At 56.2% G+C, this 12,981-nt stretch carries 9 protein-coding genes; 4 read left to right on the forward strand and 5 right to left on the reverse strand.

The window, feature by feature from the left end:
• Positions 1–3 precede the first annotated feature (3 nt).
• Positions 4–1,737, reverse strand: coding sequence for a potassium/proton antiporter (locus tag ACE3MN_RS10300; RefSeq protein ID WP_024357831.1), 1,734 nt, complete (start codon positions 1,735–1,737; stop codon positions 4–6).
• Between the two features lie 92 nt (positions 1,738–1,829).
• Positions 1,830–2,744 carry a muramoyltetrapeptide carboxypeptidase gene (gene ldcA / locus ACE3MN_RS10305; protein WP_049090164.1) on the reverse strand — a complete coding sequence of 305 codons (915 nt, stop codon included), beginning with the start codon at positions 2,742–2,744 and terminating at the stop codon, positions 1,830–1,832.
• Between the two features lie 95 nt (positions 2,745–2,839).
• On the opposite strand from ldcA, the gene emtA reads away from it, so the two are divergent.
• Entirely contained in the window at positions 2,840–3,451 is a 612-nt protein-coding gene (gene emtA / locus ACE3MN_RS10310) for a membrane-bound lytic murein transglycosylase EmtA (protein ID WP_009651970.1), read from the forward strand.
• A 56-nt stretch (positions 3,452–3,507) separates the two neighbouring features.
• Here the strand turns inward: emtA and ACE3MN_RS10315 are convergent, their stop codons facing one another.
• From ACE3MN_RS10315 to ACE3MN_RS10325, 3 genes are all read right to left on the reverse strand, one after another.
• The gene (locus ACE3MN_RS10315) at positions 3,508–3,729 is read right to left on the reverse strand and encodes a hypothetical protein (protein WP_064342858.1); all 222 of its coding nucleotides are present in this window, start codon (positions 3,727–3,729) and stop codon (positions 3,508–3,510) included.
• Positions 3,730–3,755: 26 nt separating this feature from the next.
• Positions 3,756–4,607, reverse strand: a complete 852-nt coding sequence (locus tag ACE3MN_RS10320; RefSeq protein ID WP_004138533.1) for a hypothetical protein — start codon at positions 4,605–4,607, stop codon at positions 3,756–3,758.
• 154 nt (positions 4,608–4,761) lie between these two features.
• A complete protein-coding gene (locus tag ACE3MN_RS10325; RefSeq protein WP_375364355.1) occupies positions 4,762–6,510 on the reverse strand; it encodes an alpha,alpha-trehalase in 1,749 nt (582 codons plus the stop codon).
• 516 nt (positions 6,511–7,026) lie between these two features.
• On the opposite strand from ACE3MN_RS10325, the gene ACE3MN_RS10330 reads away from it, so the two are divergent.
• The 3 genes from ACE3MN_RS10330 (at position 7,027) to ACE3MN_RS10340 (ending at position 12,743) form a co-directional block, all read left to right on the forward strand.
• Positions 7,027–8,385 (forward strand): glycoside-pentoside-hexuronide (GPH):cation symporter, encoded by a 1,359-nt coding sequence (locus ACE3MN_RS10330; RefSeq protein ID WP_024357834.1) that lies wholly within the window; start codon positions 7,027–7,029, stop codon positions 8,383–8,385.
• A gap of 102 nt (positions 8,386–8,487) precedes the next feature.
• Positions 8,488–9,879, forward strand: a complete 1,392-nt coding sequence (locus tag ACE3MN_RS10335; RefSeq protein WP_024357835.1) for a carbohydrate porin — start codon at positions 8,488–8,490, stop codon at positions 9,877–9,879.
• 83 nt (positions 9,880–9,962) lie between these two features.
• A complete protein-coding gene (locus tag ACE3MN_RS10340) occupies positions 9,963–12,743 on the forward strand; it encodes a glycoside hydrolase family 3 N-terminal domain-containing protein (protein ID WP_375364356.1) in 2,781 nt (926 codons plus the stop codon).
• Positions 12,744–12,981 lie beyond the last annotated feature (238 nt).

A 12,981-nucleotide genomic window follows, 5' to 3' on the forward strand; every position in this document is an offset into this window, starting at 1 on the left:
GGGTTACTCCGCCTCATCTCCCGCCATTCGTACGCCCACCCTCAGGACATGATCCTCTTCTTTTTCCGCCACCGTCCACACCATGCCGGCAAATTCCACCTGGTCGCCGACGACCGGCGCGGCGCCCAACAGCTGCTGCACGACATCACCCAGCGACTGCTGGCGATCGCGGAACTCCTCACCGCCATCGATGCCGTAAATCTGCGCGACGTCGGCGAACTTGGCATTGGCGTCGAGGATAAAATCACCAAAGAAGCGCTGATCGAGCGCGACCGGCGGCGACTGGCTGAACAGTTTACCCAGCGCGGGTAAATCGCGCTCGCGGCCGATAACGCAGAGAATATCGCCCTCCAGCAGTCGGGTGCTGCCGGTAGGGTGCAGCAGAACGTTGTCGCGAAACAGCGCGGCAATCCGCGTTTCCGGCGGCATATGCAGGTCGCGCAGCGCCGCGCCGACGCACCATTTTTCGGCGCTAAGCTGGTAAACGAACTGCTCCCACGGGTTTTCCGGGTGAATATCCAGCCCGACGCGGGAGATGGGCGATCCGATCGGCGGCACCACCACTTTGGCTTTCTTCGCCGCCCAGGAGAGCGACGTTCCCTGCAACAGCAGCGACACCAGCACCACGAAGAAGGCCACGTTAAAGAACAACCGCGCATTGTCCAGACCGGCCATCATCGGAAATACGGCGAGAATAATCGGTACCGCGCCGCGCAGGCCAACCCAACTGATAAATATCCGTTCGCGCAGGTTAAAGCCGCGAAACGGCAGCAGACCGGCAAATACCGACAGCGGACGGGCGATAAAGATCATCCACATCGACAGAATGAGCGCCGGGATAGCGATAGGCCACAGGTCTGACGGCGTGACCAGCAGGCCGAGCACCAGGAACATGGCGATCTGCGCCAGCCACGCCAGGCCGTCGAAGTTTTGCAGAATACCGTGGCGGTTGCGAATCGGCCGGTTGCCGAGCAGGAAACCGCACAGGTAGACCGCGAGGATGCCGCTGCCGTCCAGCGAAGTGGTCGCGGCAAAAATCATGATCCCGCCGCTCAGCGCCAGCAGCGGGTAAAGCCCGGCCGGCAACACAATGCGATTAATCATCTGCAGCAGCAGATAGCCGCCGCCGAGACCGATAGCGATACCCAGGCCGAATTGCTGCACGATATGCACCGCAAACATCCAGCTCAGGCCGGTCTCATGCTGCTGAATCATCTCGATAAGGGTGATGGTCAGGAACACCGCCATCGGGTCGTTGCTGCCGGATTCAATTTCCAGCGTCGAGCCGACGCGTTCATTCAGTCCTTTACCGCCGAGCAGAGAGAACACCGCCGCGGCATCAGTCGAGCCGACGATAGCGCCGATCAGCAGCCCTTCAATCAGGTTGAGATGAAACAGCCAGGCCGCCATCAGTCCGGTCAGGGCCGAGGTGATCAGCACCCCGACCGTGGCGAGCGACAGCGCGGGCCACAGCGCCACGCGAAAGGAGCTGGCCTGAGTGCGCATCCCGCCGTCAAGCAGGATAACCGCCAGCGCCAGGTTGCTCACCATGTAGGCGAAAGGGTAATTGTCAAACGGAATGCCGCCGATACCGTCAATCCCCGCCAGCATCCCAATGGCGAGGAAGATAACCAGGATCGGGATGCCGAGGCGTGAGGAAAAGGAACTTAATAAAATACTACAGGTTACTAAAACAGAACCCAGGATAAACAGACTGATGACCGCAGCGGCGTCCAATGTTGACGTACTCCTTACCGGCGTGAAGATAAATTAAAAACTACACCATTTTAACAATCTGACGCCGATCGGGATATGCGTTAGAGGAATTTTTATTCTGCCAGAACCGGGTGGCCGCTGATGCTTAACGTGGTGATGGACGCGTTGTTGACCAGCAATGCTCTGGCGCCAAACGGCAGAGTGACCGTGCGCTGTTCGTGACCAAAATCCAGACCGCTGATGACCGGAATGTTAAGCTGCTGGCGAAGGTAGTCGTATACCATCGGCAGATCGTAACCGGCATCGTAGTCGTTGGCGTTTGCGCCGGTAAAACTGCCGAGGATAATTGCCCGCTGGCGCGCCAGAATACCGCTGTTAAGCAGCTGCAATAGCATTCGTTCAACGCGGAACGGGTGTTCGTTAATATCTTCCACCACCAGAATTCCGTCGCTAATCTGCGGCATCCACGGGGTGCCGATAAGCGAGGTCAGCATCGCCAGGTTGCCGCCCCACAGCGTACCGTCGGCGCGGCAGTCCGGGCCTTCGCCGTGCCATTCGAGGGTAAACGCCGGGTCGCGCAGCGCCTGCCAGAAATGGTGTTCAGTAAATTCGTTCAGCGTTTCCGCGCCGAAGTTTCCCGCCAGCATCGGTCCGCTAAAAGTGATTATGCTACCCTTTGCCAGCAGGCCCATCTGAACGGCGGTGAAATCGCTGTGGCCGCAAATAAGCAGCGGATCCTGCTGCTGGCGGGCGATCAGCGCCTGCCAGTCAATGTGCGGCAGCAGGCGAGTCGCGCCGTAGCCGCCGCGTACCGCCAGCACGATACGGTTTTTGCCGTCGAGGGCGGCGAGCTGGTTGATGTCGCCAAGGCGTTCATTCTCAGTTCCGGCAAACCGCAGCGCCCGGCGGGGAATGACCTGCTGGTGCGCGACCTGATGCCCGGCCTCCTGCAGACGCTGTACGCCGCGGTACGCCGCCTCCTGGTTGATGCAGTAACCGGAAGGGGCGATGAGATAAAACTGAGACATGACAATTCCTTGCTAAGAATGAAAGGGTTATCATGCCGCCTGGAGCGTTTATTGTCATCTCCGTGCGGCAAACTTCAGCCAATAAGGATAGATGTGTGAAATTGAGATGGTGTGTTTTTTTATGTGTATTATTGGCCGGTTGTAGTTCAAAACACGATTATCGTAATCCGCCGTGGAACCCGGAAGTGCCGGTTAAGCGGGCGATGCAGTGGATGCCAATCAGCGAAAAAGCCGGTGCGGCATGGGGCGTTGACCCGCAGCTGATTACCGCGATCATCGCCATTGAATCCGGCGGCAACCCGACGGTGGTCAGCAAATCCGGCGCGGTTGGCCTGATGCAGCTGAAACCCTCGACCTCCGGTCGCGATGTTTACCGGCGGATGGGCTGGAGCGGAGATCCTTCGGTGAGCGAGCTGAAAAATCCCGAGCGTAATATATCCATGGGGGCCGCTTATTTAAGCATTCTCGAAAACGGTCCGCTGGCGGGAATTAAAGACCCGCAGGTGATGCGCTACGCGGTGGTGGTCTCCTATGCTAACGGCGCAGGCGCGCTGCTGCGGACGTTCTCGTCCAATCGCCAGGATGCGATCGAGGAGATTAACGATATGGACGCCGATGATTTCTTTGAGCATGTAGTGAAGAAACACCCGGCTCCGCAGGCGCCGCGCTATATCTGGAAGCTGCAAAAAGCGCTGGACGCGATGTAGGGCATCATTTTACCCCGCGGACCAGGCGTTGTGCGGGGTAAACTCTTCAGGTATTCCTAATCCTCCGTGCGAAGCGAAGAGATATAGCTTATCGGAGCAATCAAATCTTTATATTCCCGATAGCTTTCCGGGAGAGAATCGACACCGTTTACCGCAAGACAGAGCATGGCCGTGGCGCCATCCATTTTATCGCTATTTAGCGCCAGTGCCCCTCGCAAGAAATCGATGCAGGCATGGGCGCCGTTATACGAGATATCGTTGTTATCCAGTCGAAGCATTTTGCTTATAGCGTCTCACCCGATGGTTAATCAAGCCGTTGCACAGAAAATGGATAATTTATCGATTTGATGATTTCCCGGTATTCGCGATAGCGCTCGGGGAGCAGGCTGGTTTTGCCGATAGCGACGCAATAATCAGCCGTTTCATCGGTTATCTGTTCCTTATCGGCGACAAGAGTATTCTTTAATTTATCAACATAACTACGAAGAATATTAATCGAGATACCTTCCCGGTCCAGCCGGGTAACATTTAAGGTGATGAGTAACATTAACAGCCACCACAGACCGGAAACGACAAACATCGCAAGCCAGCTAAATACGCTGAAATTAAGCAGAGCGTTATTAGCGAATAACGTTTTCCAGCCTAATATGGCGATTAAAAACAATGAAGGAACGGCAACTAATATCATGTTCCACGTTTGTTGCGTAGGGCTTAGCATCAGGCCCGCGCAGCGGGTATCCGTAGACCAGTGATTTTTCTGGGCGACGTAAAGTTCAAGGGGTAAATTCTGGTTGCCGGGTTTTGGTGAAGAAAAGTGGTTAAAGAGGATTTTTTCTACGCACGTCATTTTACACTCCGCGTACTGCTGATTCGCGCGCAGCTCGATACCCTGGGCTGAATGAATGATGGTGACGTAATTTTTCCTTAATAGTCTAAACGTAGCCAACTGAATAATACCGGTCGCTTTATCATGCAGCCAGGCTAAAAATGAGGGGGGGATGGAATAGGGGGGCGGTATCGGCGTGCCTTTCTCAGTAGGGCGAGTCATCGATATAATGATATTGGCCACGATATATATAACCGTGGTGGATAAAACGTGATAGCCCATAAAGGATAATGGATGTAAATCGGAGATAAAACTGACGACTGCATTCACTTTTTATTCCTTGTGCCAGTCATAACAGGCGTTTCCCGGGAGAGGTCTTCCCGAGTGCCAGAGTAGTATTTTTAATTAGCCGACTCAAGATAAGCGTAAAAATATAACCATATGGAGAAAATAGATGCGCGGCGGAGACCCGCCGCGCGAAGGTTTACTGCGCGACTTTTTTATCCCCTGGCGCAATAGAATTATTGGCCGCGGGTTGAGCCGCGTTATCTGTCGCCTTACTGGTATCGTCATTCGCCGCCGGGCGGGTGGCCGGAACCGAATCACAGGGTTTCTCTTTCGGACACACCAGGTCCAGCATCTTCAGGGTGACTCCGTTAGTCCAGCCAAATCCGTCCTGTAACGGATACTCGCCGCCGCCGCCACCGGTTCCCGTCGAGCTGACGTCATATTTTTCCACCAGCTTCTGTTCGCTGTTGTAGGTATGCTGAACATTGCTGAGGAAACGCCAGCTCACCTCCATCGCTATTTTCTGTTGACCATATTTTTGCAGGCCTTCCGCGGCGACCCACTGCAGCGGCGCCCAGCCGTTTGGCGCATCCCACTGCTGGCCGCTATTGACGGTCGTGGTGGTCAGGCCCCCCGGTTTGAGCAGGCGCGCTTCGGTCGCGGCGGCGACTTTAGCGGCGCGCTCGCTGGAGGCGGCGTTGACGTACAGCGGGAACAGCGCCGCGGCGGTCAGCTGATTGCGCACCTTATGACTTTTCAGATCGTAATCGGCGTACCAGCCCTCTTTATCGTTCCACAGGTATTTCTCCAGCGCTTTCTGTCGGGCGTTGGCCAACGCGTCATACTGCGCGGCTTTCGCGCTATCGCCAGCGGCTTTACTGGCGCGGGCGATGGCTTTTTCCATGTGGAACATCAGCGAGTTGAGGTCGACCGGAACAATCGAGGTGGTGCGGATGGTGCCGAGCTGCTGCGGGTTATCCATCCAGCGGGAGCTGAAGTCCCAGCCGGATGCCGCGGCGGAGCGCAGATCGCGGTAGATTTCAGTGGCCGGGCGGTTGGGATTGTTTTTGGCGGTGGTGACATCGTCCAGCCAGGATTCCGGACGCGGCGTGTCGTTATCGTCCCAGTAGCGGTTCAGCAGCGAGCCATCGGCCATACGCACCACGCGCTTATTGGCGCCGCCGGGCTCAAGCGCTTCGGCGCCATCCATCCAGTACTGGTACTCTTTCTCCATCTGCGGCAGCCATTTTTTGAGCGCCTCATCGCCATCGTGCGTGGCCAGCAGTTCGACCATAAACGGGAAGAACGGCGGCTGCGAGCGGCTCAGATAGTAGGTGCGGTTGCCGTTGGGAATATGCCCCCAGGCGTCGATTTCTGCGGCAAAGTTGGTCACCATATCTTCAATTTTATCCCAGTGGCCGCTCTCCGCGAGTCCTAGCATTGTGAAGTAGCTATCCCAGTAATAGACTTCACGAAAGCGTCCGCCGGGCACCACGTAGGGTTTTGGCAGCGGCAACAGTGAATCCCACTTTTCCACCTCGACGGTGCTGCGGGTCAGCACCGGCCATAAACCGTTGATATGCTGGCGCAGCGTTTGTCCTTTTGGCGGAACGTACTGGTCGTTTTCGCGAGGCAGGGTAAAGTTGAGCTCGACGAAGTGCCGCAAATCAAAACTGGTCTGACTTTTCTGCATACGATAATCGGCCAGGATCATCAGCGGGTCGCCGTTCGGGATGGCGTCGGCAAACGTTTTCTGGTCGGAAAAAAGCTTTGCGCTTTGCACATCGTTAAATAGCGGACCGAGCAGAATATCGGGTGATTGCGGGATTGGGCGGGTTTCTTCAGCCTGAGCCGTCAGCGTCGCCAGGGCGACAAACGCGCCCCCGAGCGCGAGACGAAGAGCATAGGGCAGGGTGGCGGGGCGACGGGAAACGGGACTCGTCATAGGTTGTTCTCCTTATCATTGCAGACTATGTGCCACTGCATTCGGCCATCAGAAAACCTTAGACGAATATCCGCCGCTGCGCGTGTCGAAGCTAACATTTTGCAGCAAAACAGAGAAATTACCTGCCTCAGAAGACCCCCGGCCGGCCATCTCCTGAACAGTACAATATTATAATCTTAATTATATAAAACCAGGCTATTTATATTTCTAGTGTGAATGTTTTCGTATAAATTAAAAACGCCGTGCGAGCCTCAGGTAAGAAAATAGAAAACTAGCTGCTATTTATATATGCGGGTGCTGTTTTCGCTTATCGCGTATTAAAAAATACGCAAAGGATTAAAAGCTGTGATCTGTCATGCAAAAAGTCTCGGATTAATACGGCTGAAAGCTGACAGGATCACATAAATTAAAAAACATAAATAATTAATAAAAAAACATAATGGCGCCAGCATAGCGGATAAGTAAAAAATGCAGACATTACCGAAACCGGTTTCATTTTGCATAAAGGAGTGGTGTATGTCCGCTGGCGACAAAATTTCAGTCAGAGAAAAAGTAGGCTATAGCCTCGGGGACGCGGCAAGTCACATCGTGTTTGACTCGTCCGTGGCAATCCTCGCTTACTTTTATACCGATATTTATGGCCTGCCGCCCGCCGTGATGGGGACGATGTTTTTGCTGGTTCGTCTGCTGGATGCGATTACCGATCCGATCATGGGGGCGATTGCTGATGCCACCTCTACCCGCTGGGGACGCTTCCGTCCGTGGCTGCTGGCGATCTGCGTGCCCTTTGCGGTGAGCTGCGTGCTGGTGTATTCCATTCCGTCCTTTTCCGACTCGGGGAAAATTGTCTACGCCGTTGCGGCTTATATATTCATGACGTTGATGTATACGGCGATTAATATTCCTTATTGCTCGCTGGGGGCGGCCCTGACCTCCGATCCGCGCGAGAGCCTCTCCCTGCAATCCTGGCGTTTTGCCATCACTCCGATTGGCGGCGCGCTCGGTACCGCGTTTATTTTGCCGCTGGCTGATTTTCTCTATCCTGGCGACCGCGCTACCGGTATTCAGGTCTCCATGGCGTTATTCGGCGTGATTGGCTGCCTGATGTTTGTTATCTGCTTTGCCACCACCAAAGAACGCGTGCAGCCGATCAAAGAAGAGAACCTGAATATTGCTCGCGATGTGAAAATTCTTTTTCGTAACGATCAGTGGCGTATTCTTTCCGTTTACAACTTTATGATGCTGGTTGCCGTGGTTATTCGCGGCGGTGCGGTGGTGTATTACGTGAATAACGTGCTGAATAAAGGCTCGGACGTTATTACGATATTCATGCTCGGCGGCATGTTTGCCTCAATGCTGGGGTCGGTGCTGGCCAAACCATTCGGCACCCGTTTCTGTAAGGTCAGATTTTCGTTCTGGGTTAATCTGCTCACCGCTGCGCTGGGCGTCGTATGCTTTATGCTTCCGGTGCAATACTGGATTGCGGTACTCGGCGTGCATATTCTGATTTCCATCATTCAGGGCGGCAACGGCGCGCTGCAGTGGTCGATGATTACCGACGTCAATAACTATGGCGAATGGAAAACCCAGCGGCGTATAACCGGTATGAACGTCGCGGCAAATATCTTTGTCATTAAGCTGGGCGTGGCGGTCGGCGGGGCGATTCTTGGCTGGGTGCTGGCCTATTACCACTACGCCGCTAACACCGCGGTGCAGCCGGCTTCAGCCGTCCAGGGCGTGGTGCTGCTGTTCACGTTAGTTCCTTCCATTTTTTATGTTCTTACCGCTATCTCTATTAAATTTTATGGCTTAACGGAAAATAGAATGAACGGCATCGTCGATGACTTGAACCACGGAACCTTCGCCGAATCCTGATAATTCAACGCTGTATTAAAAGGGCTATGCAGGTTATTTCCCTGAATAGCCCCGGTGAAAATCTGGATGAAACAAATAATAATGTAATTAGGGACGTTAATAATGAAAGTGAAATATATAGCTCTGGTTATTAGTGGCGTATTCTCCTCTGGTCTTTTGGCCGCGACAAATAATCAATCTGCGGATATTGAAAAACGGTTAGCCCAGCTGGAACAGCGTTTAATGAACGCTGAGCAACGGGCGGCCGATGCGGAAGCGAAGATCCAGACGTTAACCCGGCAGCAGGCCGTCGCGGCGAAAAGCGCGCCAACGGTGAAGGTGCAGTCCGCGGAGCCTGTCGCACCGGGCGCTGAGCCGACGAAACTGACGCTCTCCGGCTACGGCGATATCAAGTTTTATGGCGATGTCGAATTCAACATGGACGGCGCCAGCAGCAGCGGCAGCCTGACCTCGGTAAAAACCACGGCGAATAAAGACTGGGCGCCGGGCAATAACGAACGCTGGGATATTAACGGCCGACTGCTGTTAGGTTTTGACGGCATGCGCAAAATGGATAACGGCAATTTCGCCGGTTTTTCCGTCCAGCCGCTGGCGGACCTGAACGGCAAAATGAACCTTGATGATGCGGTGTTCTTCTTTGGTCAGGAAAAAGACTGGAAGGTGAAGGTTGGGCGCTTTGAGGCTTACGATATGTTCCCGCTGAACCAGGATACGTTCGTGGAATACTCCGGCAACACCGCCAACGATCTTTACAGCGACGGCTACGGCTATATCTACATGATGAAGGAAGGGCGCGGCCGTAGCAGCAGCGGCGGCAACTTCCTGGTCAGCAAAACCTTTGATAACTGGTATTTCGAACTCAATACCCTGCTGGAAGACGGCAGCACGCTGTTCCAGGATAAGCAGTATCACGGGACTGACCTGGAAAATGAGAAAAATGTGGCCTATTTGCGCCCGGTCGCCGCGTGGAACAGCGGGCGCTTCTCCACCGCCATCGCGATGGAAAGCAACGTGGTCAATAACGCCTATGGCTATCACGATGCGAAAGGGCACTGGGTCGATCAGTCCAGCCGTACCGGCTATGGCTATACGATGACGTGGAACGGGCAAAAAACCGATCCGCTGGATGGCGTGGTGACCAATCTTAACCTCGCCTGGATGGACGCCGAGGATGAAACCGACTTCACCGCGGGGGTGAACTCCCTGTGGCGCGGCTTCGAGCTTGGCTACATTTACGCGCATAACAAGATCGACCGCTTTAACACCGCTAATTTTGTCGCTAACTGCGACGATAGCTGCTGGATTGCCGATCCGGGCAAATACGATATCCACACGATTCATGCGTCTTACCTGTTCCCGAACGTCATGAATATGAAGAACTTCAACATCTATCTTGGCGCCTACGCCTCGTGGATTGAATCCAACCCGACCAGCGGCGACGGCCAGCAAGACTCCCGCTATGGCGGTCGTCTACGCTTCAAATATTTCTTCTGATCAATGCAGAGCCCGCATCGTGCGGGCTCTGTTCATTACGTGATTAAGCCTCCCGCGGAGGCATGAGTTAACAGGACAACGCCATGTTTGACAGTAAAGCGGGGACCCCGCTGGAAGGGTTTGCCGAATTTGCCGCCGCCGCTGCCGCCGAAGGCGCGGTGCTGCTGAGAAACGATCGCCAAATGCTGCCGCTCGATCCCGGGCAGCCGGTTTCGTTGTTTGGCCGTACGCAGATTGACTACTATTGCAGCGGCACCGGGTCAGGCGGGGCGGTTAACGTGGTGAGCCGGACAACCTTGCTGCAGGCGATGCGCGCGCGAAACGGGGAGAGGCTGAATGAGCAACTGGCCGGGCTCTATGAACGCTGGATTGCGCAGCATCCCTTTGACAACGGCGGAGGAGCCTGGGCCGCCGAGCCCTGGCATCAGCAGGAGATGCCGCTTAGCGACCAGCAGATTCGCCAGGCGCGCGCCGTCTCCAGCCTGGCGGTGATTGTGCTTGGCCGTACCGCGGGGGAGGACCAGGACAACGGCGATGTAGAAGGCGGCTATCGGCTAACCGCCGACGAGATAACTCTGCTGCGCCAGGTCTGCCGCGAGTTTGATGACGTGACGGTGGTGCTGAATACCGCCGGGCTTATCGATCTCTCGTGGGCTGACGATCCTCTGCTGCGTAAACGCGTTCGTGCGCTGCTGTACGTCTGGCACGGGGGCGCCGACGGCGCCCGGGCGGCTGCGTCGCTGCTGTACGGCGATGTAACGCCCTCCGGTAAGCTGGTAGGCAGCATCGTCGCCTCTCTGGATGACCATCCGGCATCGCCCTGCTGGGGAGCACAAGCGCAAAACCTTTATCAGGAAGATATTTACGTCGGCTATCGCTACTTCGAAACCTTTTGTCCCCAGCGCCTGCAGTTTCCTTTCGGGTTTGGTCTCTCATACACCCGCTTCACCCTGTCATCGGCGCGGGCGCAGGCCTTCGGCGATCGGATCAAGGCGACCGTTACCGTGACTAACCGCGGCGACCGCTTTGCCGGCAAAGAAGTGGTGCAAATCTACCTCCAGGCACCGCAGGGATCCCTCGGCAAACCGGCCCGGGCGCTGATGGCCTTCGCTAAAACCCACCTGCTGCAGCCGGGTGAAAGCGAAACCTTAACGCTATCGATCCCGCTGGAGCGTTTTGCGTCTTTGGACGATAGCGGGGCGACAGGTCACCCGCATTGCTACGTGATGGAACCCGGTCTTTACCGCGTGCTGATCGGCAACAGCGTACGCGATCTGCAGCCGTTACCGGTTGACGGAGAGGCGGGGTATTCGCAGAAGACGCTGCGGGTCCTGTCCCGTCACCAGCAGGTACTGGCCCCGACGGTGCCTTTTGTCCGTATTAAACCGGTTGCCGACGGCGACGATGGCCGCTATCAGATCGAATGGGAAGACGTGCCGCGCCGGGAGATTAATCTGCGCTCGAGGATTGAGGCGCGCCTGCCGGAGACGATTACCCTCACCGGCAACCAGGGGCTTACTCTCAGCGACGTTGCTGAAGGGCGCGCCACGATGAACGCCTTTATTGCCCAGCTGTCGGTGGAGGAGCTGGCCTGCCTGGCGCGCGGAGAAGGCATGTGCAGCCATAAAGTCACCCCCGGCGTCGCGTCGGCCTTTGGCGGAGTGGCCGATAGCCTGCTGGAAAAAGGGATCCCGCTGGCATCCACCGCCGATGGGCCTTCCGGCATCCGTATGGATAACGGCGCGAAGGCCACACTGCTCCCCAGCGGGACGCTGCTGGCCTCCAGTTGGGATCCGATCCTCGTTGAGCGCTTATACGTGATGGAGGGAAAAGAGCTGCTGCGCAACGGTATTGACCTGCTGCTGGGGCCGGGGATGAACATCCAGCGCCATCCGCTCAACGGGCGTAATTTCGAATACTTTTCTGAAGACCCGCTGCTTAGCGGAATGATGGCGGCGGCGGTGGTTCGCGGCATTCGCAGCGGCGGCGGGATAGCGACCCTCAAGCACTTCGCCTGTAATAATCAGGAATTCGCCAGAGCCAGGGCGGACTCGGTGGTGTCGGAGCGCGCGCTGCGCGAAATCTATCTGAAAGGTTTCGAATACGCGGTGAAAACCGGCGGCGCCAGCGCGGTGATGACCGCCTATAACCCGCTCAACGGCTACCATGCCGCATCCAACTACGATCTCACCACCACCGTACTGCGCGAGGAGTGGGGCTTTCGCGGGATCGTCATGACCGACTGGTGGGCTACGATGAACGACCCCATCGATGGCGGCGCGGCGAGCACCCACAACACCGCGGCGATGATCCGCGCGCAGAACGATCTCTATATGGTGGTCAACAATAACGGCGCGGAGATTAACGCGGCCGGGGATAATATCCTTGCGGCGCTGGCGAAAGGTGAACTGACGCTCGGCGAACTGCAGCGTAGCGCGGCAAACATCCTCCATTTTATGCTGCAGACCCAGGTGTTTAAGCGCGGGGAGAAACCGCGGGCGGATATCGTCCGTCTGGCGGCGGAACCGGGCTGCGCCGCGGACTGCGAGGGAGCGATAAAAATCGCCGAGCAATCGCGTCTGCGCTGCGACGAGGAGCTGGTGCTGAGCGTTGAGCAGGCCGCGCGCTACGATGTTCTGGTCAATGTACACGCCAACGGCGCGCCGCTGGCGCAAACCGCCTGCAATCTGCTGCTCAATGACCAGTTCGTGGCGACCATCCAGACCAACGGCACTCTTGGCCGGGAGAGCGTGCAGAAGCTGTGCCGGATCGAGCTGCAGCCGGGGAAATATCGGGTGGGCTTTGATTTTATCAAACCGGGTCTGGTGGTGGACTGGCTGGAGCTAAGGCACGTTAACGACTGACCGCTGCTGATGTTTGGCCAGAGGAGCGCCTTTTACCGAATGGCCCGACGGGTTGGGTACCCTCGGCGATGTGGGACGGGCGCAGGCGGCAAAGCGGAAACGGACGCCCCATATTGGTGCATTTCGGGCGTCCAACAAACCATAAATAAGCAAAGCGTCTGGTTGTTTTTTATTCAATTGGGCGCGGCGGCGCGATAACGTTACCCCCAGCAGCCGCGCTGCGCTACCTGGCATAATT

The organism is Klebsiella grimontii (genome assembly GCF_042137965.1).
In the GTDB taxonomy this organism is placed as follows: domain Bacteria; phylum Pseudomonadota; class Gammaproteobacteria; order Enterobacterales; family Enterobacteriaceae; genus Klebsiella; species Klebsiella grimontii.